General features: G+C 65.7%; 4 protein-coding genes. All 4 read right to left on the reverse strand.

What is annotated here, in order from left to right:
* Positions 1-165 precede the first annotated feature (165 nt).
* Positions 166-10,728 carry an amino acid adenylation domain-containing protein gene (locus WIN67_RS20850; RefSeq protein WP_339069982.1) on the reverse strand — a complete coding sequence of 3,521 codons (10,563 nt, stop codon included), beginning with the start codon at positions 10,726-10,728 and terminating at the stop codon, positions 166-168.
* Positions 10,728-13,799, reverse strand: a complete 3,072-nt coding sequence (locus WIN67_RS20855; protein WP_339069983.1) for a non-ribosomal peptide synthetase — start codon at positions 13,797-13,799, stop codon at positions 10,728-10,730. Before WIN67_RS20855 ends, WIN67_RS20850 begins: the two co-directional genes overlap by 1 nt.
* Positions 13,800-13,809: 10 nt before the next feature.
* Positions 13,810-14,868, reverse strand: coding sequence for a TauD/TfdA family dioxygenase (locus WIN67_RS20860; protein WP_102880138.1), 1,059 nt, complete (start codon positions 14,866-14,868; stop codon positions 13,810-13,812).
* Positions 14,869-14,936: 68 nt separating this feature from the next.
* A complete protein-coding gene (locus tag WIN67_RS20865; RefSeq protein ID WP_339069984.1) occupies positions 14,937-24,245 on the reverse strand; it encodes an amino acid adenylation domain-containing protein in 9,309 nt (3,102 codons plus the stop codon).
* Between the last annotated feature and the right edge of the window lie 77 nt (positions 24,246-24,322).

Below are 24,322 nucleotides of genomic sequence, written 5' to 3' on the forward strand. Positions count from 1 at the left end.
CGCAGCAATGGATAAGCCCCCTAACCGCCAGCCAGCACCCCCGCAGCAATGGATCTGCACTCCAACCCCCGCCGCAAAAGCCCAACCACCACCAGATTTCCCCCATCCAAAAAAAACGGGAGAACAGTCACCTGCCCTCCCGCCCTTCACTCCAATGTCCTATACCTAAGCCCCCACCCGCACCTCCCGCTGAGACCGAGTCCCACCCAGCTGCGCCAACACCTGCGCCAGCGAGCGCGCCGGCGAACCATCTGCCAACACCCCAAGCAACTGCACCAGTTGCAGATTCACCCCCTGCACCGCCGCCTCGCTAAAGGCCTCAAGCCGATGGTCATAGTGGAACTGCAACTGCCCCTTGAGCTCGACATACAAGGTCAACGCCGAACTGGTCTGCTCGAAACTGTGCATGCTCTCCAGACGCAAATCACCGACATCACCACCGGCCGACGCCGCACTGACCGGATAGTTCTCGAACACGATCACCGTGTCGCTCAACTCCCCGCCCGGCAACCCGGCCCAGCGTTCGATATCGCTCAAGGCACTGTAGCCATGCTCACGCATCAGCAAGTTGCGTCCTTGCAGCGCTTGCAGCCAGTCACCCACGCACTGCTCTGGCTCGATACGGGCCACCAGCGGCACATCGTTGATGTACAGCCCCAACTGCTGCTCAATGCCCTTGAGCTGTGGCGGGCGTCCGGCGATGGTGGCGCCGCAGGCCACCGTCGACTGACCGCAATGCACATGCAGGAGCAACAGCCAGGCCGCCTGCACCAGGGTGTTGGCAGTGATCTTCTGCTGCCGGGCGAAACGAGTCAGTTGCTCGGTCTGGGCCTCGTCGAATTCGAAGTAATGCTGGCGATGCCCCCCCCGCTGCCGATCACCCTGGGCCATCGCGCAGGCACTGAGCAAGGTCGGCACCTTCAGTGGCTTGAGCTGTTCACGCCAGAAGCGTTCGTCGGCCTGCTGGTCACGGGCCTGCAGCCAGGCAATGTAGTCATGGTAGCCAGCCGGTCGGTGACTGATTGCCTGCCCGGTGTAGGCCGCCAGCACATCGTTGAACAACTGGAACCCGCTCCAGCCGTCCAACAGGATGTGATGGTTGGTACAGATCAGCCGGTAGCGTCCCTCCCCCAGCTTGATCGCCTGCAGACGCAGCAACGGCGCCTGGGCCAGGTCGAAGCCCTTGAGCCGGTCAGCCAGGGCCAGACGCTCCAGCGCATCGCTGCTCAACACAGTGCCGTCGAGCTCCTGGAACGGCACCTCGACCTGCTTGTGGACCACCTGCAGTGGCTGCACCAGGGACCCGCCCCAGACAAAACGGCTGCGCAGGATCTCATGGGTATCCATGGCCTGCTGCCAGGCCTGACGCAGTCGCTGCGGGTCGACGCCTTGCACATCCATGCACATCTGGTTGACGAAATCCCCCGCCTCATGGTCCTGCAACTCATGCTGCAACAAGGCCTGCTGCATCGGCGCCAATGGGTAGATGTCCTCGATCTGCGCCGGCACCAGCGTCAGGGCGTCGAGCTGTTCCTGAGTCAGCCGCGCCAGCGGGAAGTCCGATGGCGTGACGCCGCCGCGGGCCTGGCAGCAATGCTCCACCAGTGCCTGCAGCGCCTGGATATAGTCCTGGGCCAGTGACTCGATCTGCGCACTGTCGAACATGCGCTGACTGAAGCTCCAGTCCAGGCGCAATTGACCGTCGTACACCTTGCCGCTGATGGACAGCCAGTTGCCCAGGGGCGCATCGATACTGGCATCCGCGCCATGGGCCTCGGGCGCCGGAATGAACAGCGCCTGAGGATCATCGAAACTGCCGTCGAACTGCCCCAGGTAGTTGAAGGTGACCCGAGGCTGGGCAAGCCCCTGCAACGCCTCGCGACTGGCGGTATCCCCCAGGTAACGCAGGGCACCGTAGCCGATCCCCTTGTTGGGGATCGCCCGCAGCTGTTCCTTGATCCGCTTGATCGAAGACTCGGCGCTGTCCCCGGCGCTCAGGCGCACCGGGAACACCGAGGTGAACCAGCCCACGGTACGGCTCAGGTCCAGGTCCTCGAAGAGTTGCTCACGCCCGTGGCCTTCCAGCTGGATCAGGGTCGAAGGCTGTCCGGTCCACTGCCCCATGACCTGGGCCAGGGCCGCCAGCAACAGGTCGTTGACCTGGGTCCGGTAGGCGGCCGGAGCGCGTTGCAGCAAGCGTTGCGTGGTCGCGGCATCGAGTTGGACCTGCACGCTGCCGGCGTCGCGGCTCAAGGCCTGGGTGCCGGGTTCGACCCCAGGCAACGATGCCTGTGCGCCCGCAAGTTGCGCGCGCCAGTAGGCCAGCTCGGCCTGGGCCTCGGGCCCATGGGCATACGCTTGCAGGCGTCGGCCAAAGGCCTGATAAGAACTGCTCTTGGCAGGCAACTGCAGCGCTTGCCCGGCCAGCGCCTGGGTGTAGGCACTTTGCAGGTCTTCGAACAGCAGGCGCCAGGACACGCCATCCACCACCAGGTGATGGGCCACCAGCAACAAGCGCTGAGTGGAGTCCGCCAGGGTCACCAACAGCGCCCGCAACAAAGGCCCGCGCTGCAGGTCGAGGCTGCACTGGACCTTCTCGCAGAGCTGCTCCAGCTCGGCGGCGTTGGCGGCTTCGGCCTGCCACAACAGGTCCGGACCGGGCCCGGACTGATCCAGCGAACCATGGCTGGCACTCCAGCCTGCGCTCCCCTGCTGGAACTGCAGACGCAATCCGTCGTGATGTTCAAGCAAGGCCCGCAAGCCCTGCTTCAGGGCCAGCGGGTTCAAGGGCGTGGCCGGAATCAGCAGCACCGACTGATTGAAATGGTGCCGCTGGGGAATCGGCTCGGCAAAGAACAGACGCTGGATCGGCAGCAGCGGCATGTCGCCGGTCACCGGTCCCTGGTCGATGTCGTCCTGCACCCCGCACTGCGCCACCGCCGCCAGCCCTCCGATGGTCTGTTGCTCGAACAGGTCCTTGGGGGTAAAGCGGATCGAGGCCTGACGCGCTCGACTGACCAACTGCAGGGAGATGATCGAGTCCCCGCCCAGCTCAAAGAAGTTGTCGGTCAGACCGACCTGCGCCAGCTTCAGCACGTCCTGCCAGATCTGTGCAAGGCGCTTCTCCAGATCGCTGCGCGGTGCCACATAGGCGTGGCTGGCCTGGGCCATTTCCGGCATGGGCAGCGCCTTGCGATCCAGCTTGCCATTGGGCGACAGCGGCAAGCGTTCGAGGAACAGCCAATAGGACGGCACCATGTAATCGGGCAGGCAGGCCTTCAACGTCTGGCGCAGGGTTTCACGCAACCTTTCCTGGTCTTGCTCGTCCTCAAGCGCGGTCGCGGCCGTCACCAGATAAGCCACCAGACGCCGGCCATGGGCGGTGTCCTGGGCCAGGACCACCGCCTCGCTGACCTGCTCATGAGCCATCAGCCGCGCTTCGATTTCACCCAGCTCGATGCGGAAGCCACGGATCTTCACCTGGTTGTCGATACGCCCCAGGTACTCGAACACCCCGTCACTGCCCTGGCGCACCACATCCCCGGTGCGATACAGGCGTCCCCCCAAGGGGCTGTAGGGATCGGGAACAAAGCGCTCGGCGGTCTGGGCGAAACGCTTCAGGTAGCCTCGCGCCAAGCCATTGCCGCCGATGTACAGCTCTCCGGCGACCCCCACTGGCAAGGGATTGAGATCGGCATCCAGGACATAGGCGCTGCGCTCGCCGACGCAATGGCCGATGGGCGCATAAGCAGCCTTGCAAGGCTCACCGGCAGCGGTTTTCCACACCAGCGGCGTGACCACGGTTTCGGTGGGCCCGTAACCGTTGATCATGTACTGGGGACGCAACACCTGCTGGACCAGCTCGAAGCTGGCCTGAGGCATGGCATCGCCGCCAAAGCTGTAGAGGCGCATGGGCGGCGGATTGCCGACCCGCTGCACATGCTCCGCCAACTGATGCAGGTACGCCGGCGGGAAGCCGGCCATGGTCACGCCATGGCTGCGAATCGCTTCACAGGTCTGCTCCGGGGTCCACAGGCTGTCGTCACGCAGCAGCAGGCTGGCACCGCAGACAAAGGCGGTCAGCCAGCGTTCATGGGCGCCGTCGAAGGAAAACGACAGGAAGTGCAGTTCACAGTCATCGGGCGTCATGCCATAGCGTTCGCCGGTGGTGCGACAGTGCATCGCCAGCGGACCATGGGCCACGGTCACGCCCTTGGGCTGCCCGGTGGAGCCCGAGGTGTAGATCACATACGCCAGGCTCTCTGGCGCCACCGTCACCGCAGGCGCGGTCAGCGGATGCTGCCCGACCTCCAGGCGCGACAGATCGAGCACCGCCAGACCGGCGGCCGAAGGCAGGCGCTGCAACGACTCGCTGTCACTGAGCAACAGGGCCATGCCGGAATCCGCCATGAGGTAGGCCAGGCGGTCGGCTGGGTAGCTCAGGTCCAGCGGCACGAAGGCACCGCCGGCCTTGAGCACCGCCAGCAAGGCCACCAGCAGCCCCTCGCCCCGGGGCAGGGCCACGCCGACCCGGACCTCCTGGCCGACCCCGCGGGCCACCAGTTCATGGGCCAGGCGGTTGGCCCGGCGATCCAGTTCACCGTAAGTGAAGCGCTGCCCGGCAAACAGCACCGCCTGACGCTCCGGCCAGCGTTGTGCGAGGGCACCGATGCTCTCGTGTACCGCCGGCTCGATCCCCGGCGCGACGGGCGCTACGCATTGGCTCGCCGTCTCGGCCGGGGTCAGCAGCTCGATGGCGCCCAGTTGCAACTGGGGGTTATCAATCAGCTGCGCCAGCAGGTGCAGCAGATGGCCGTTGAGGCGCTCGATCACCGCCGCGCTGAAGGCCTCCCGGGCATAGCCGTAGCTGATGCTCAGGCGCTGCTCCAGCGCCACCGCCACCGACAACGGATAGTTGGTGCGTTCACGACTCTGCACGGCACCGAAGCGCACGCTGGAAGCCTCCTCCTGCTCCAGGGCCTGGGCCACCGGGTAGTTGTCGAAGACCAGCAGGGTATCGAACAGCGCTTCACCGCTGCTGCCGGCCCAGCGCTGGATATCGTTGAGCGGCGTATGTTCGTATTCGCGCAGTTGCAGATTGTGCGCCTGCACCTGTTGCAGCCACTGTGCCACGCTCATCTGCGCATCGGGGGTGGCGATCACCGGCAAGGTATTGATGAACAGACCGATCTGCTGCTCGATCCCCGGCAGCTCCGAAGGACGCCCCGCCACCGTCGCGCCAAAGGCCACGGTGCTCTGTCCGGTATAGCGCTGTAACAGCAGGAGCCAAGCCGCCTGCAACAGGGTGTTGGCGGTGATTTTCTGCTGCCGGGCGAAGGCCACCAGGCGCTCGGTCCACGGCTGGGTCCAATCATGGTGGAACTCGCCATGGCCGGCATCCGCGCCCGGGTTCTCCAGGGCGATGCTGCCCGCCAGGCGGGTCGGGGTCGACAAACGCCCCAGTTGCTCGCGCCAGAAACTTTCACAGGCGCTCAGGTCCTGGCGTTGCAGCCACTGGATGTAGTCGCGATAACGCCCCGGAGCCTGTGGCGGCACCACCCCGGCGTAGCGTTGCAGGACCTCGCTCATCAACTGCGAACTGCTCCACCCATCCATCAGGATGTGGTGGTTGGTGTAGATCAGTTGGTAGTCCTGGGCCGTGGTCTGTACCAGGCACAGGCGCAACAGCGGTGCACGATCGAAATGCGCACACAGGCTGCGCTCTTCGCCGGCCAGCGCTTCAAGGGCCGGCTCGGTGGCCTGCCCGGCCGACCAGTCGAGCACCCGGAACGGCAGCGCCAGCTGACGCTGGACAATCTGCACCGGTTGCTCCAGCTCCGCTTGCCAGTGGAAAGAGGTACGCAGGATGTCATGAGCCTGCAGGGCATCTTCCCAGGCCCGGCGGAAACGCTGCGGGTCCAAGCCCTGCACCGACACCCGGACCTGATTGACGTAATCGTCGCTGGCCTGCTCGTAGAGGGTGTGGAACAGCATGCCCTGCTGCATCGGCGACAAGGGATACAGGTCGACGATGGTTCGTGGGGCCACCGGCAGCGCATCCAGCTGAGCCTGGTTCAACCCGGCCAGGGGGAAGTCCGACGGCGAGACACCAGCCGAGGTGTCCAGGGTGCAATGCTCGATCAGTGCCTGCAGTTCCAACAGGTAATCATCGGCCAGGCGCTGAACCGTCTGCGGCTTGAACAACTGATGGCTGAAGCTCCAGCTCAGGGACAGTTCGCCCCCATAGACCTGGCTGTTGACCGTCAACCAATTGCTCAGTGGCGCCTCGCGGTGACGTTCGTCACCGGCCGCTTCCGGCGCCGGAGCCAAGAGTGACTGCGAGTCGAAGCTCTGGTCGAACTGCCCCAGGTAGTTGAAGGTGATCCGCGGCTGCGCAAGCCCCTGCAGGCGTTCGCGGACCGCGTCCTGCCCCAGGTAACGCAACGCGCCGTAACCCAGGCCATTGGCCGGAACCCGACGCAAGTCCTCCTTGACCGCCTTGATCGAATCCGAGAGTGACTGCGCCGGCGTCAGGCACAGCGGATAGAGGCTGGTGAACCAGCCCACCGAACGCGACAGGTCGACATCGGCAAACAGTTCCTCGCGCCCGTGACCTTCCAACTGCACCAGCATCTGCGAATGCCCGGTCCAACGGCAGATCACCCGCGCCAGGGCGGCCAGCAACAGATCGTTGATCTGTGTGCGATAGGCCTTGGGGGCCTCCTGCAACAGCTGGCTGGTCAGTTCCCGAGGCAGCCGGGCGTTGATCGCCGTGCCATGGCACGCCAGGTTCGCCCCGGCGGAATAGTCCAGGGGCAGGCCCTGAGGCGCCTGCTCCAGTTGCCGGCACCAGTAATCCAGTTCGTCGGTGTGCCCAAGGCGCTGCGCCCAGTCTTGCAGGTGCACGGCCCAATCCTGGAAAGCACTGGTCTTGGACGGCAGGACCGGCGCCGCCCCCTCGGCCAACTGCCGATAAAGGCTTTGCAGATCCTCCAGCAGAATCCGCCAGGACACGCCGTCCACCATCAGGTGATGAATGACCAGCAACAAACGCTGGCTGCCATCGTCCAGGTCCATCAGCACCGCGCGCAACAACGGTCCCTGTTCCAGGTCGAGACTGCTCTGGGCCTGTTGGCCCAGTGCCTGAATCGCTGCGGCATCCGCCACCCGCTGCCGCCAGAGGCTGACCGGCTCGGGATGCTCCTGGTGTTCGGCCTGCCAGAGGCCGGCGTGCTGCCGGTACCTCAGGCGCAAGGCATCGTGCTGCACCAGCAGTTGGTTCAGAGCGCGCTCCAGCAGCGGCACCTGCAGCGGCTCGCGTGGGGTCAGCAGCAGCGACTGGTTCCAGTGCTGGCGCTGGGGAATGTCACTGGCAAAAAACACCTGCTGGATCGGCGTCAGCGGCATCGGGCCACGCACCGGTCCCTGATCGATGAGCAAGGCCGTGCCTTGCTTGGCCACCGCTGCCAGTTCAAGAATGCTCTGGCAGCGGAACACGTCCCGGGAGGAAATCTGCAAGCCCGCCTGGCGTGCCCGGCTGACCATCTGGATGGCAATGATCGAGTCGCCACCCAGTTCGAAGAAGTTGTCGTTGATACCGATCCGCGGCTGGTTCAAGACCTCCTGCCAGATATCCACCAGTGTCTGTTGCACGGGGTTCTGTGCCGCACGGTAGAGGTCCTGCGGACGACCCTGCTCAGGGCGCGGCAGAGCCTGGCGATCGAGCTTGCCGTTGGGGCTCAGGGGCAGCGCCGGCAGCAACAGCAGGTGGCTGGGCACCTGATGGGCCGACAGCTGCGCATTCATGTGCTGCTTGAGCCCTTCCTTGCACTGATCCGGGTCGAGCCCGGGCTGGCACACCAGATAGGCCACCAACTGCTTGCCCTGGGGTCCATCCAGAGCCAGTACCGCACACTCGCGCACCCAGGGATGACTGTGCAGGCAAGCCTGGATCTCTCCCGGCTCGACCCGGAAGCCACGAATCTTGATCTGCTGGTCGATGCGCCCGCAGAACTCGATGCTGCCGTCGCGGCGGTAGCGCACCTGATCGCCGGTACGGTACAGACGGGCACCGCCCTGCGGGTCGAAAGGATCGGGGATGAAGCTGGCAGCGGTCAGCTCAGGACGCCGATGGTAATCACGGGCCAGTCCGGCACCGGCCAGATACAGTTCGCCCAGGCTGCCGACGGCGGCCGGCTGGCCTTCGCTGTCCAGCACATAGGCGCGGACATTGGCCAGTGGCCGGCCAAGGGGAATCGACGCGGCCTGGGACCAGTCGCCCTCCACGGCCTGGGTCAGCGCGCCCACGGTGCTTTCGGTCGGCCCGTAGTGGTTGACGATCCGGCACTGCGGCGCCAGGCGTTGTATGCGCTCAACCAGGCTCACCGGGCAGGCTTCGCCACCCAGCACCAGGCACTGACGTGGCAACACCGCGCCATTGTCCTCACCCAACAGCGCCGCCAGGTGCGAGGGGACAATTTTCAGCACATCGATCTGTTGCTGTTGCAGGTACTGGCCCAGGCCCGCACCGTCCACCGCCAGATCGGCGCTGATCACATGCAGCGCCTGGCCGCCGCACAGGGCACCGAACAGCACCGTGTGCCCAAGGTCCGCCGCCGGCGTGGACACCAGCGCCATGCTGCGGGCCGACGCCAGCGGCAGACGCTGATGAATGGCCGCCACGTAGTTGGCCAGGGCGCCGTGGCTGATGGTCACGCCCTTGGCCCGACCCGTGGAGCCGGACGTGAAGATCACATACGCCAGGTGCCCGGGAGCCGTCAGGGGTTCGAGGTTGTCGCCACTCAGGGCCTGGCGTGCCGGCGAATCCTCAAGGGGCTCGATACAGAGCCCGGGCAGATCGGCAAAACGCCCGATCAGCTGCTGTTGGGCCAGCAACTGGGTAATCCCGCTGTCCTCGATCATGCCGTTTAGGCGTTCCTGGGGGTATTCGGGGTCCAGAGGCACGTAAGCGCCGCCGGCCTTGAGCACCGCCAGCAGGCCCACGATCATCTCGATCGAGCGTTGCGCGGCAATGCCCACCAGCACATCCGGCCCCACGCCGCGCTCGCGCAGCTGACGCGCCAGGCGGTTGGCCTGCGTATTGAGCTGTTGATACGTCAGTTGCTGACCGGCGCAGACCACGGCCGGCGCATCGGGGCTGCGCAGCGCATGTGCCTCGACACAGGCCGGTACCGACAGGGGTGGACGCTCAAAGGCGCTGCCGAGGTTCCACTGCTCCAGTATCTGCGTGCGCTCTGCAGCATCGAGCATGGGCAGTTCGCCCAGGCGACGCTGCGGTTCGCGCACCACCGCCTGCAACAGGTTGTGCCAATGCCGGGCCATCTGCTCGATGGTCTGCGGGTCGAACAGGTCGCTGGCGTAGACCAGCGCCCCCTGCAGGCGCCCGCCTTCTTCATGAGTGTTGAAGGTCAGGTCGAAGCGCACGGATTCGCTGTCGCTGGCCAGGGCCTCGATCTTCAGCCCGGGAATCTCCACCCGCGCGCCTTCATTGTCCCCCGCCAGGTGGTTGTAGAGCACCTGGAACAATGGGCTCTGGTTCAAGCTGCGCTCAGGCTGCAGGGCATCGACCAGTTGCTCGAACGGCAGGTCCTGATGCGCCTGGGCCTCCAGCACCCGGGTCTTGACCTGGGCCAGCAAGGCACTGAATGACTGCTGCGGGTCGATCTCGGCCTGCAGCACCTGGGTGTTGACGAAAAAGCCGATCAGCCCCTCGACTTCGGCCCGCGTGCGGTTGGCCACCGGCGTGCCCACGCGAATGCTGCGGGCACCGCTGTAGCGCTGCAGCAGCACCTGCAGGGACGCCAGCAGCACCATGAACAGGGTGCAACCGGTACTCGCGGCCAGTTCGCGCACACCGCGGTCCAGGTCCTGATCGAAGACCATGGCGTGACGCCCGCCCCGGGCACTGCGCACCGGCGGGCGCGGCCGGTCCAGAGGCAGTTCCAGGGTCAAGGGTTCGCTGCCCAGGCGCTCGCGCCAGTACTGCAACTGCCGCTCGGCTTCACCGGCTTCCAGCCACAGGCGCTGCCAAACGGCGAAGTCGGCGTACTGCACCGCCAGCGGCGCCAGGTCCGGCGCGCGCTGGTATTGGCGCCAGTGCTCATAGGCGCTGGTCACCTCGCCCACCAGGATCGGCAGCGACCAGGCATCACTGATGATGTGATGGGTACAGAACAGCAGCACATGTTCCTGGGGCCCGAGCTTGATCAGGGTCGCCCGCAACAGCAGGTCGTGCTCCAGGTCGAAGGGGCGTTCGCCCTGCTCCGCCACCTGTTCGGCCACCTGTGGGCCGGCGTCCTCAAGGTGGCTGTAATCCAGGCGCTGCAGGAGGAATTCGCGCTGCGGATGAATCACCTGCATCACTTGCTGGCCGTGCAGGCTGAAGGTGCTGCGCAGCACTTCATGGCGGTCGATCAGGTACTGGATACTGCGTTGCAGATCGGCGTCCTGCAGGTCGCCCTGCAAGCGCAGCACCGCCAATTGGTTGTAGGCGCTGGAGGTCGGCTCCAGTTGCCAGAGAAACCACAGGCGCTGCTGGGCATAGGACGCGCACATCAGCGTCTGGTCCTGGCTGCGCCCAGGGATCGGCAACAGGTCCAGGGACAGCCCCTGCTCGATCATCTTGCGCTGCAAGGCGCTACGCTCCTGGGGGCTGAACGCGGCGAACCGCTTGGACAGCGCCAGCATGCGCTCGGGTAACGGATTCATCACTCCTGGGCCTCCGCAAACAGGGCTTCCAAGGCATCGACCTTGTCCCCTGTCACCCCGGAATCACGATGCAGCTCGACCTGTCGGGCCAGCAGCTCCACCGTTTCGCCCTCGAAGAACACCCGCAGCGGCAAGGACAGGTTGAGCTCGCTTTGCACCTTGGAGCGAATGCGCGTGGCCAGCAGCGAGTGGCCGCCCAGGGCAAAGAAGTTGTCATGCACACCGACCCGCTCCAGTTGCAGCGCCTCTTGCCAGATGGCGGCCAGGGTGGCCTCCAGCTCGTTGCGCGGCGCCACATAGGCGCTGCCTTGCAACTCCAGGGCGCTCAGGGCGTTCCGGTCCAGCTTGCCGTTGGGGGTCAGGGGGAAACGCTCCAGGACACTGAGGAACGACGGCACCATGTACTCGGGCAACTGCTCGCGCAGCTGGGCCAGCAGGGCCTGCTCCTGGGCCTCGCGGTCGTCGACCTGGGCCAGCACCACATAGGCCACCAACTGTTTGCCGGCCGCCGTGTCCCGGGCCACGACAGCGGCTTCGCGCACATTGGCAGCTTGCCCGAGCAGGCTCTCGATCTCGCCCAGCTCAATGCGAAAGCCACGGATCTTCAGCTGGAAGTCAATCCGGCCGAGGTAGTCGAGCGTGCCCTGGGGCAAGCTGCTGACCCGATCCCCGGTGCGATACAGACGCGCGCCGGGGGTGCTGGCGAACGGGTCAGGGAGGAAGCGGCTGGCAGTCAGGGCCGGACGCTTGAGGTAGCCACGGGCCAGGCCCGGACCGCCGATGAACAACTCGCCCTCGCGACCGATACCGGCCAGTTCGGCTTCTTCATCCAGCACCCGCAGGCGCGTACCGGCGATAGCGCCACCGATGGCCACCCGCTCATCCACAGGCGGCTGCTCCACCGCGAAGGCCGAACACCAGACCGCACTTTCCGAAGGGCCGTATTCATTGACCAGCAAGGTCTCGGGCAGCCGTTCCCGGTGCCGCAGGGCCAGCTCCACCGGACAGGCTTCGCCGGCCACGATCACACAGCGCAGTGATGGCTGCTGCAGGGCTTCGAGGATTTGCGCATAGAACGATGGCAGGGCCAGGAAGTGGGAAATCCGCTGCGCGTCGATGAGTTCGGCGACCTGCTGCGGGTCCTTGTGCTGCTCTTCGCTGGGCAGGTACAAGGTCGCGCCCTGGCTCAGGGTCCAGAAGATCCCCGCCACGGAGCTGTCGAAGGAGAACGAGGACAGCATCAGGAAACGGTCCAGGGGCGCCTGGTAGAACGCGCCGCGGGCCAGGGTCGAGGTGCTGGCATTGGTGTGGGACACCATCACGCCCTTGGGTTTGCCGGTGGAGCCCGAGGTGTAGATGACGTACGCCAGGTTATCGCCTGTGCTGCGGCTCGGCAGCGCTTGGGCGCTGCCGCTCAACAGCTGCGGGTCCAGGCTGATCTGGGGCAGCTCGGCCGGCAAGACGATGTCCGGGTGCAAGGGTTGCAGGCTGATCAGGCAGCGCACCGCTGCGTCCTCGAGCATGAAGGACAGGCGCTCGCTGGGATAGGCCGGGTCCAGCGGCAGGTAGGCGCCACCGGCCTTGAGAGTCCCCAGCAGGGCCACCACGATTTCGATGGAACGCGCCCCATAGACCCCGACGATGGCATCGCTGGCAACCCCTTGCTGGCGCAAGGTGTGGGCCAGCTGATTGGCCTGACGGTCGAGCTCGGCGTAAGTGATTTCCCGGCCATCGACATGGATCGCGGCACGCTCGGGAAAGGCCCGGGCCGCCTCTTCGAACAGCTGGTGCAGCAGCGGTGCATCGGCGGCGCTCAGCTCCGTGCTGCGATCGAAATCCTGCAACAGGCGTTGCGCCTGATCAGCGCTGACCAACGGCAATTGCTCAAGGCTGAGACTGCTGTCCGCAGCGGCCGCTTTGAGCCACTGGGCGAATTGTTCGAGCCAGGCGGCTGGCAGGCCGTCGGCCAGCAGATGGGGCTGCCAGCTCAGTTGCAGCGACAGCTGGTCGGCCTCGGCCCGGGCCTGCAGGTGCAACTTCTCGAAGCACGCCTGATCGAGGAACAGCTCCTGCACCTCGGCGCCTTCGCTGTAGGAGCAACCCAGGTCCAGGGGACGGGGTTGCTCGGCGCCGAACGCTTCCAGCTCGTTCAGGCAATCCTGCCAGGAGCGGCTCAGGTCCAGCTGATGACGGAACGCCTGCAGGTTGTCCTGCAAGGTGGCTTGGGGCTGCAACGTGACGGCCACGGGCAGGCGCCGGCTGAAATGGCCCAGGGTCTGCTGCAACTGGTCGCTGCGACCGTCCACGGTCAGCGCCACCAACAGCGAGTCCTGCTGGCTCAGCCCGGCGAGGAAACCGGCCCAGAGGAACAACAGGCTGTCCTCGACACTCAGCTCGGCCGCACTGGCCAATTGGCGCAATGCCGGTGCCAGATCGGTGTCCAGGCGGCATTCCTGCAACTGCGGCGTAAAGTCCAGGCGGCGCTCGAACGGCAGGCGCACGCCCGGCTGCTGTCCGGCATACAGAGTGCGCCAGAACTGCAGGCCTTCGCGACCGATCGCCTCCTCCCCCAGCTCGCTCTGCCAGGCCGCGTAATCGGCGTACTGCAGGCTGTCGAACGCTGGCAACTGCCCTCCCGCGCACAGTTGCTGCAGTTCGGTCATCAGCAATGCCAAAGACTGGCGGTCACAGCTGGCCAGGGCCACGCTGACCAGCAACTGGCGATCCAGCAGCGAGGCCACCAGGGGCACCTCGGTCAGGGCCAGGCGATCCTCGGCACGGGCCTGTTGCAGGCTGCGCCCCGTTTCCAGCGACAGGCGCAGGCGCACCTGGGGGGTGATTTCCTGCACCGGTTGCTTGAAGCCGGGCACCTGCCGGTAGCGGGTGCGCAGGATTTCGTGGCGCTGGCACACCTCGTTCAGTGCGGCCTCCAGCACAGCACGCTCGGGCGGCGTGTCGAAGGACAGGAGCGCCTGCGCCGCCAGCGGCTGGCCCAGGTACTGCTGCTGGGAAAGAATCGCGGCCTGCTGGGCCGAAATCTGAAACGTCTCTGCTGGGGAAAAGTCGGTCATGCTGATGTCCTTAACCAATGGCCACGTCGGTGCTTTTCAGCGGGACGGCCATGGCTGTGAGTATTTTGCGCGGGCCTGAATATTCGTTGCGGGCGTGCAGGGTGAGGATGTTGTCGAGCATCACGACGTCGCCCTTCTCCCAGGGAAACTCCACCATCACCTCGCGATAGAGCTGTTGCAGATGGGTGATGTAGTCATCGGGGATCGGGCTGCCATCGCCAAAGAAGGTGTTTTGCGGCAGGTCCTCGGGCGCGAACTCCGCCAGCAGGCTGTCGCGGATGCTCTCTGGCAGGGTCAGGGCATTGAAGAACGTCGCATGGTTGAACCACACGCTCTCGCCCGTACGCGGATGCCGGACCATGGCCGGGCCCTGTTGCCGGGTGCGCAGGCGGTTGCCGGATTTCCACTCAGGGGTCACGCCGATCTTCGCGCAATAGGCCTCGACCTCGGCGCGGTTGTCGGTCTGGAACACGGTCTGCCAGGGCAGCCCCATGCCGTCGCCATAGTTGCGCACATAGAGCACGCGCTTGTGTTGGAACTCTTCGCGCACCTGCGGATCGATCCGCGCCAGCAAATGCCGGGTGTCGCCAAATGGCGTCTCGCCGCCGGTGGTCGACGGCACGTCGCAGTAGAAATACAGGTGCAGCGGAAACACCGGGGAATAGGAGTGCTCGTTGTGGGGGAAGATCTTTTCCACGGCCGGGTAGTCGGTGGAGCTGTAGACATTGAGTTTCTTGGTGATCTGGGTCCGCGGCGAGGCCCGGAACAGGTACTCCAGGGCCCCACCGGAAATCGAATCGACGCACTGGTTGAATTCGGTGATGTCCTGCACCGCGAAGCCGCGGAACAACAACGTTGCGTGCCGGTCGAGCTTTTCCTGGAGCAGCTCGCGGTTTTCCCCGGCCCACTGCGCCAGCCCCACGCCAGGAACGTTCGGCGTACACAACAGGGGAATCGAGCTGTTCTCGAACAGCGGCGTAAACGTCACCAGGCTGGATTGGTCCAGGCTCAAGCTCTTGCGCCGTCCCTTGCCCAATGCCGGTATGGCTTGAGACTCGAATTTCGACATGACCCACCTCCGATTCGCGGTATCAGGCGCGGCGATCGCACGCGCCTGCATGATTCTTCAATATGGCTTCACTCGACCGGCACCCGTCCTGGACGGCGCCGCTGAATCGGGTGCTGTTGCTTGAGCAGGGCCTGGCGCTGTTGCAGCTGGTCTCGCTCACGCAGGTATTGGATATCCCGTGCCTGGTTCAGCAACGCCGCCAGCGGCGCCTGGGTATCAATCACCATCAACTCGAACACCGCCTGCAACTGCTCGAACAGGCACGCCATGTCCGCGGCGGTGTAGAGCCCTGCATCGCACTTCAGGCCGAGGTAGATGCCCTGTGGCGCATTGACGAACTCGGCCACCAGGTCCAGCTCCGCCGCGGCCCTGCCGGCAGCCACCGGCTGCACGTCCAGGCCGTCGATCGACAAGGGCTGATCGAGGCTTTCCTGATAGATGAACTTGATGCTGAACAACGGCGAACGACCGGCGCGCCGGACCACACGCAGCGCCTCCACCAGGCGCTCGAAAGGCAGGTCCTGGTGATCCGAGGCACCGATGACCGTGCTCCGTGTCACCTGCAACAAGTCGCTGACGCACTGTTGTTCCTCGACACTTATCTGCAATACCAGTTGGTTAACGAAGAAGCCCACCAGATCTTCAACGCCGGCGTGATTGCGGTTGGCGATATCGGTCCCCAGACGCACCCGCGAACTGTCGCTGCGCTGCCCCACCACCAGGGCAAAACCTGCCAGCAGCAGCATGTACAAGGTCACCCCCTGGGCACTGGCAAAGGCACGCAGCGCCTGGCTCTGAGCCGCCGAAAAATGGAACTCGTGGAGATCGCACAAGGGTGACGGCGCCTGCCCTGGCTGCACCGTGGCACTGGCGGGCAAGCGTGTGAGGTGATGGTCATCGCCCAGGACATCACGCCAGTAATCGAGCTGACGCTGCAGTTCACCGCCTTCGAGCCATTGCCGCTGCCAGACAGCGAAGTCCACGTAATGCAGGGCCGGCTCCGGCAACGGGCTGGCCGTGGCGGTCCGATGGGCGTGATACAGGCTTACGAACTCGGTCGGCAGAATGCCGAACGACCAGTGGTCGGCGACGATGTGGTGCAGGGTCATGAGCAGCAGGTGCCGTTGCGGCTCCAGCCGCAGCAGGCGTACACGCATCGGCGGACCGGCGATCAGGTCGAAGGGCTCCGCGGCCTGTTGCTGCAACTGCTGCTGGGCCATGATCTCGCGCTCGGCCACTGGCAAGGCGCACAGGTCATCGAACACGAACGACAGCGGCAGGTGGCGATGGACGTGCTGCCAGCTCTCGCCTTCGACCTCGCTGTAGGTGGTACGCAATACCGAATGCCGCTGCATCAGCGATTCGAAGGCTTGCCGCACTGCCTCGATGTCCAGTTCGCCACGCAACTCCAGGGCCCGGGCGATGTTGTACATCGAGCTCTGCGGCTCCAACTGCCAGAGGAACCACAAGCGCTGCTGGGCAAAGGACAACGGCTGTGGCCGCGAGTCATCCACCCGACACAAGGCCGGGGCCGCCTCCGGAGCCTCAGTGACGCCCAGGGCGGCGACAAAGGCCTGCAGGTCGGGCGCATCGAACAGGGTTCGCAGCGCCGCCTGCAAGCCCAGCTCATGCCGCACCCGGCTTATGACCTGGGTGGCCAGCAACGAGTGCCCGCCCAGGGCGAAGAAGTTGTCCTGCAGGCCGACCCGCTCGACTTCGAGCACACCCTGCCAGATCGCCGCCACCTGCTGCTGCAGTTTGCTGTGCGGGGCCACATAGGCTTGTTGCAAGGCACTCAAGTCCAGCTTGGGCAGGGCCTTGCGGTCCAGCTTGCCGTTCGGGTTGAGGGGCAGGCGCGGCAACAGCAGCACGTGGCTGGGCAACATGTAATCCGGCAGCGTTTCCTTGAGCCCGGCCTTGATCAGCGCGCAACGCTCGGCCTGTGCCTGAGCATTGCCCAGGCCGTCGTCGGTATCCCCAGGCAACGCAGAGGGCACCACATAGGCCACCAGTTGCATGCCGTTGTTGGCCGGCACGGCCAGCACCACCGCCTCACGCACATCTGGCCGAGCCGACAGGCGCGCCTCGATTTCCCCCAGTTCGATGCGGAAGCCGCGGATCTTCACCTGATGATCGATGCGGCCGATGTACTCGATCGCCCCTTGCGGGTTGTAACGCGCCAGGTCGCCACTGCGATACAGCCGGGCGCCGGGCTGACCGGCAAAGGGGTCGGGAATGAAGCGTTCGGCAGTCAGTCCCGGCCGGTCAAAATAACCCTGGGCCAGACTCGATGCAGAGCCGATGCACAGCTCCCCGGTGCCGCCTTCGGGCAGCAGATTGAGGTCGCCGTCGATGATCCGCAGGGCGCGGCCGATGATCGGCTGGCCGATCGGGATGCCGTAGACCTCGCTGGCATCCTGCTCCCGGCAGTCGTGGACACTGGAGACCACGGTGGCCTCGGTCGGGCCGTAGGTATTGAGCAGGCGTACACCCCCAAGCCCAGCGGCGTGCCACAGGCGCAAGCCCTCCACCGACATCGCCTCGCCACCGACATGCACCTGGCGCAGGCGCCCCAGGCTGCGGATACCGTCGGCCATGCACTGCTTGGCCAGCAAGTGCCAGTAAGCCGCCGGCAGGTCAGCCAGGGTCACGCCCTGGCTGACGATCACCGCCGCCAGTTGCTCGACGGCCCAGGGCTCGTCGCCGCGCATCACCAGGGCCGCGCCGAGGCACAGGGCTGGGTAACACTGCTCGACGAAACCGTCGAAGCTGAAGGTGGCGAATTGCAGCACCTTGTCGGTAGCGGTGAGCGCCGAATAATCAGCCGCCGCTTCGCAGAACGCCGACAAGGCTCGGTGATCGATGGCCACGCCCTTGGGAACCCCGGTGGAGCCCGAGGTGTAGATCACATAGGCCAGGTCTTGCGGGCTGGCGCGGTTCTGCGGATCGGCGCCGGAGCAATGGCTCAAGCGTTGCGCCAGGCTCGGTAGATCCCAATGCAGCACGCTGTCGGGCAGCAGCGGCGCGGCCCAGGTGCCGGTGTCGCTGAGCAGCAGGCTCAGGCGGCTGTCGGCAATCATGAACGCCAGGCGCTCTTGCGGGTATTGCGGGTCCAGGGGCACATAGGCCGCGCCACTCTTGAGCACCGCCAGCAGGCTGACGATCAGTTGCGGGCCGCGCTTGAGTGCCAGGCCGACCCGATCCCCCGGGCCAATCCCCTGGGCTTGCAGACAATGGGCCAGGCGGTTGGCCTGGGCGTTCAACTGGCCATAGTCCAGTGACTCGCCATCAACCACCAGCGCCAGCGCCTCGGGCGTGGCCGCCGCCTGCGCCGCGATGCGCTGGTGCACCAGCGGCGCCTGGGCGGGCACCACCTCGGCCAGCTGGCTGTGCTGCAGCAAGTCCTGGCGCGCCTGTTCGCTCAACAACTGCAAGCCCCCCAGGGCCGCGCCGGGATCGGCCATGAACTGCAGCAGCAAATGCCGCAGCTGGGCACAGAAGCCCTGGACCTGATCGGCACTGAAACGACTGCGGTCATAGCTGAAGTCCAGGCTCAGGTGCTCGCCCAACTCGATGCCCAGGGTCAGCGGATAGCTGGTCTGTTCGTGGTTGGCCAGGCCGGAGAATTGCAGCCCTGCCGGAGCCCCCTCCTTGAGGGCCTGGGCCACGGGGAAGTTCTCGAACACCAGCAGGCTGTCGAACAAGGGGGCGCCCTGGTGCCCGGCCCAACCCTGGATCTCGTAGAGCGGCACGTGCTCGTGTTCGCGCAGGCCCAGATTGAGCGCCTGCATCTGCTCCAGCCATTGCCCCACGCTGCACTGCGAACGTGGCTGGCAAATGATCGGCAAGGTGTTGATGAACAGCCCCAACTGCTGCTCGATACCCGGCAGCGGCGCCGAACGCCCCGCCACGGTGGCACCGAAGATTACGCACTGCTGCGCGCAGTACCGCTGCAGCAACAGCGCCCAGGCGGCTTGCAGCACGGTGTTGAGGGTGACCTTCTGCTGCCGGGCAAAGCTGCCCAGGCGCTGTGTCAGCGCCTGGTCGAACCCTTCCAGGTACTGCCCATGGCCGCTGCCCGACACCGGCCTGCGCACTCCGTCGGCGAGCAAGGTCGGCGAGTCCATGGCATGCAGGCGCTCGCTCCAGAACTGTTGTGCAGCCGGGGCCGACTGCTGCTGCAACCAGCCCAGGTAGTCGCGATAGCGGCCTTGGGGCGCCGGCAAGCGGGCCCCGCCGTACAACTGGATCACTTCGGCCAGCAGGCTGGCATTGCTCCAGCCATCGAGCAGCAGGTGGTGGCAGGTGTAGATCAGGTGCCAGTGGTTGTCGACGATGGGCACCAGCAGCAGGCGCAGCAAGGGCGCCCGGTCCAGCTCGAACCCCCGGGAACGCTCTTGCGCGGCCAATCGATCGAGATCCGCCGGGGCCGATGCCAAGACCTGCAACGGCACCTTGACCCGGTTCCTGACCAACTGATGGGCAGAGTCCAGCCCTTCCCAGTGCACGCTGCTGCGCAGGATCGGGTGGCGATCCAGGGCACTCTGCCAGGCATCGGCAAAACGCTGGGGATCAAGGCCGTGGATGTCCAGGCGCAACTGGTTGATGTACGCCTGTTCCTGGGGCTCGTAGAGGGTATGGAACAGCATGCCCTGCTGCATCGGCGTCAGCGGATACAGGTCCTCGATGGCGGCCGCCGGCACCGGCAGCGCGTCGAGCTGTTGCTGGGAGATGCGTGCCAGCGGGAAGTCCGAAGGCGTAGCCTGAGCCTGGTCCAGCCCGCAGCAGTGCTCGATCAGCAGGCGCAGCTCGGCGAGGTAGTCATCGGCCAGCTGCTGGATGCTGGCGTCGCTGAACATTTCCTCGCTGTAGCCCCACTGCAACGCCAGTTCGCCGCCGTAGACCTGGCCCTCCAGGGTCAACCAGTTGGCCAAGGGGGCCTGTGGGTCCTGGGCCTGCCCGCTGCTCTGGCTGGCCGGCGTCCACAACGCCTGCTCATCGAACTGGCGGTCGAACTGGCCCAGGTAGTTGAAGGTGATGCGTGGCTGCGGCAATGCCGCCAGCGCCTGACGCTGGGCCGGGCTGCCCAGGTAGCGCAGCAAGCCGTAGCCCAGCCCCTTGCCGGGGATCGCGCGCAACTGCTCCTTGATCCCCTTGATCGCGGCCCCGGCTTGCTCGGCTGGCTGCAGGCGCACCGGGTACAGGCTGGTGAACCAGCCCAGGGTGCGGGTCAGGTCCAGATCGTCGAACAGGTCCTCGCGGCCATGCCCTTCCAACTGGATCAGGGCCGAAGCCTGCCCGGTCCAGCGGCACAGTACGCGAGCCAGGGCGGTCAACAGCAGGTCGTTGACCTGGGTGCGATAGGCGCTCGCAGCCTGCTGCAGCAGTTTGCGGGTCAATCCCACATCCAGTCGCGACTCGATCTTGCGGCCATGACGGTTCTGCAGGCCGCCCGCCGGGTTGTCGCAGGGCAAGTCGCCGGCTCCGCTCTGCTGCGCCAGCCAGTACGGCATTTCGGTCTCGCGCTGCGGCGCATGCTCCTGCAAACGCCGGGCCCAGGCCTGATAGGCGCTGGTCTTGGGCGGCAGTTGCACCGCCTGAGCCTCCGCCAACTGCCGGTAGGCCTGTTGCAGGTCCTCCAACAGCACCCGCCAGGACACCCCATCCACCACCAGGTGGTGGATCACCAGCAACAGTTGTTGGCGACCCGACTCGCGCTCCACCAGGACCGCGCGCACCAGCGGGCCGGCTTGCAGGTCCAGGCTGCGCTGGGCCTCGTCGCACACTGCCGCCAGGGCCTGGTCATGCTCGACCCGGCACTGCCACAGGTCGAAGTGGCTGGCAGGCTCGGCATAGGCCTGCTGCCAACCCTGCTGCGTGCCGACAAAGCGCAGGCGCAAGGCATCGTGATGATTGACCACCTGCAACAGCGCCGCCTGCAACAGCGCTGGCTGCAAGGGCTGGCGCGGGTCCAGCAGCAACGACTGGTTCCAGTGCCCCGGTCGAGGCACCTCCTGAGCCAGGAACCAGTGCTGTACCGGGGTCAACGGCACCTCACCGGTCACTGGTCCCTGGTCGATCTGCGGCTGATCGTCGAGGACCGCGACCTGGGCCAGGCTGCGCACGCTCTGGTACTGGAACAGGTCCCGGGGCGCCAGACGGACCCCGGCCTGACGGGCGCGACTGACCACCTGGATCGAGATGATCGAATCACCGCCAAGTTCAAAGAAATTATCGTCAAGACCCACTTGGGCCAGCCCCAGCACATCGCACCAGATGCCCGCCAGGGCCTTCTGCATGGCGCTTTCCGGGGCCACGTAGGCCAGTTGCGGCGCCGCCTCGGGCAGCGGCAAGGCCCTGCGATCGAGCTTGCCGTTGGCGGTCACCGGCAAGCGATCCAGGGCCAGCAGGTGATGGGGCACCATGTACTCCGGCAGGCTGCTGGCCAGCCAGGCCTTGAGTTCGTCGGTCCACCCCTGGGCCTGAGCCTGGGCCTGGGCGCCCTCTTGCAACACCAGATACGCCACCAGGTGCTTGGCGTTCTGCACCAGCACCACGGCCTCGCGCACGCTCGGGTGCTGCATCAGCCGGGCTTCGATTTCACCCAGCTCGATGCGCAGGCCCCGCAGCTTGACCTGATGGTCCAGGCGGCCCAGGTATTCGATCACCCCATCGGCCCGCTGGCGCACCCGGTCGCCGGTGCGATACAGCCGCGCCCCCTGGTGGAAGGGGCAAGGTACAAAGCGCTCGGCGGTCAGGGCCGGGCGCCGGTGATAACAGCGAGCCAGCCCGAGGCCGCCCAGATAGAGCTCACCGGCAACACCCGCCGGTACCGGTTGCAACTGGGCATCCAGAACATGGGTGCGCAGGTTGGCGATCGGCTGGCCGATCGGCACGCTGCTTGCGCCTTCGTCGACACAGGTCCAGTGGGTGACGTCGATTGCCGCCTCGGTCGGGCCGTAGAGGTTGTACAGGCCAGCGCCCGGCAATCGGGCGAAGACCTGCTGCTGGGCATCCAGGGGCAAGGCCTCGCCACTGCAGACGATGCGTTTGAGGCTGGCGCAGGCCGACACGCCCTGCTCATGGATGAAGGCCTGGAGCATCGAGGGCACAAAGTGCAGGGTGCTGATGCCGTGGTCGATGATGGTGTCGATCAGGCGCGCCGGCTCACGGTGAGCCCCCGGGGCCGCCACCACCAGCCGGGCACCGGTCATCAGCGGCCAGAAAAATTCCCAGACCGAGACGTCGAAACTGAACGGGGTTTTCTGCAGCACCGCGTCACTGGCGTCCAGGCCATAGGCCTGCTGCATCCAGTACAGACGGTTGACCAGCGCCGCGTGGCTGTTGCCCGCCCCCTTGGGCTTGCCGGTGGAACCCGAGGTGTAGATCACATAGGCCAGGTTCAGCGGGTCGACCAGCGTCTCCAGCGGGCCGCTGTCATAAGCCAGCAGCGCGTCCTGATCCTGGTCCAGAAGGATGACCTTGAGCGCCTCTTCATCGGCTTGGAAATCCAGCAGCGGCAGCAGCGAACGCTGGCTCAGCAAAAGGCGGATGCCGCTGTCCTCGATCATGTAGGCCAAGCGGTCCCGGGGGTATTCCGGGTCCAGGGGCACGTAGGCGCCACCGGCCTTGTGGATCGCCAGCAGGCCCACGACCATTTCGATGGAGCGTTCGATGCAGATGCCCACCAGCACATCCGCCGCCACACCCTGCTCACGCAGCAAGCGAGCCAGCCGATTGGCTCGGGCATCCAGTTCGGCGTAGCTCAGTTGCTGCTCGCCGAACACCAAGGCGCAGGCGTCGGGGGTACGCCGGACCTGAGCTTCGATCAGTTGCGGCATGCTCAACCCGGTGGGGTAAGCCTGCGCCGTAGCGTTCCAGTCGTGCACCAGGGTCTGGCGCTCCCGGGCATCGAGCATCGGCAACTCGCCGATGCGCTGCTCGGCATCCTCCAGCATGCCTTGCAGCAGCGCGGTCCAATGCCGCGCCATGCGCGCGATGGTGCCGGCGTCAAACAGATCATCGGCGTAGGTCAGGGCGGCGTGCAGCTTGCCGGACTTCTCGTAGGTGTCTAGGGTCAGGTCGAACTGGGTGGTGCGGCTCTGCCATTGCACCAGGCCCAGCTCCAGCCCGGACGCCGTCTGTACCGTGCTGATATCCGCCACCTGGGGCTGGTGGTTGTACATCACCTGGAACAGCGGTGTGTGGCTCAGGTTGCGCTCCAGCTTCAAGGCTTCAACCAGTTGCTCGAACGGCAGGTCCTGATGAGCCTGGGCACCCAGCGCCGCTTCTTTGACGGCCTGCAGCAGTTCGCTGACCCGGGTCTGGCCGGTGAGCTGGGTACGCAGCACCTGGGTGTTGACGAAAAAGCCGATCAGGCCTTCGACCTCGGCACGGTTGCGGTTGGCGATGGGCACGCCGACGCGAATATCGCCCTGGCCGCTGTAACGGTGCAGCAGCACATTGAAGGCGCCGAGCAACAGCATGAACAGGGTGACGTTGTGCTGTTTGGCCAGGGCCCGCAGCTGCTCGGCCAGCTCCGGCGCCACGGCAAAGTCATAGCGGGTGCCACGGTAGCTGGGCATCGCCGGGCGTCCATGGTCAGTGGGCAGTTCCAGCACCGGATGCTCGCTCCCCAACTGCGCCTGCCAGTACTCCAGCTGCCGTGCCTGCTCCCCCGCCTCCAGCCAGCGCCGCTGCCACAGGGCATAGTCGCTGTACTGGATTGGCAACGCCGGCAGTTGCGGCTGATCGCCCCGTTCGAAGGCGTCGTAGCAACGGATGAACTCGTCGATCAGCACGTTCATCGACCAGCCGTCAGAGACGATATGGTGCAAGGTCAGGAGCAACACGTGCTCCTCGGCGGCCAGCCTGATCAGCTTGACCCGCAGCAACGGACCGGTTGCCAGGTCGAACGGCTGCAGCGACTGCTGCTGCGCCTGTGCCGCCACCGCCTGCTCCTGTTCCGATGCGTCGGTTGCACTCAGATCCAGGTATTGCACGGCCAGCTCGACCTCTGCCGCAGCCTGCTCCAGACGATCGTCGGCGTGGCGCTTGAACACCGTGCGCAGGGTCTCGTGGCGCGCCACCAGGGCGGCGAATGCCTGCTCCAGCGCCTGGTGATTCAGCGCCCCTGTCAGACGCACCGCCCCCGGCAGGTTGTAGGCGCCACTCTCGGGGTCCAGCTGCCACAGGAACCACATGCGCCGCTGAGCGTAGGACAGTTCCTGACGGTCCTCCACGGCCACGTCGGCCGGGATTGGAAACAACGAAAAGTCGATATTTTCCGCCCGCAGACTATCGAGGAACAACCGGCGCTTCTCCAGCGGCAGCTCGATAAATCGGCGTGCAAGTTTCAGGGACTTTTCAGCGTTCATCTGGATTCATCCGTACATGTTGGGTATCGAGCGTTGGCTCGGCTATCCCTACGAAACGGATGGGCCTGGTGAAAAAT

The sequence above is a fragment of the Pseudomonas idahonensis genome (assembly GCF_037903935.1).
Taxonomy (GTDB): domain Bacteria; phylum Pseudomonadota; class Gammaproteobacteria; order Pseudomonadales; family Pseudomonadaceae; genus Aquipseudomonas; species Aquipseudomonas danubii.

Coding starts and splice junctions, on each gene's coding strand:
- WIN67_RS20865 (WP_339069984.1), bottom strand. CDS start 24,245: ATGAACGCTGAAAAGTCCCTGAAACTTGCACGCCGATTTATCGAGCTG.
- WIN67_RS20850 (WP_339069982.1), bottom strand. CDS start 10,728: ATGAATCCGTTACCCGAGCGCATGCTGGCGCTGTCCAAGCGGTTCGCC.
- WIN67_RS20855 (WP_339069983.1), bottom strand. CDS start 13,799: ATGACCGACTTTTCCCCAGCAGAGACGTTTCAGATTTCGGCCCAGCAG.
- WIN67_RS20860 (WP_102880138.1), bottom strand. CDS start 14,868: ATGTCGAAATTCGAGTCTCAAGCCATACCGGCATTGGGCAAGGGACGG.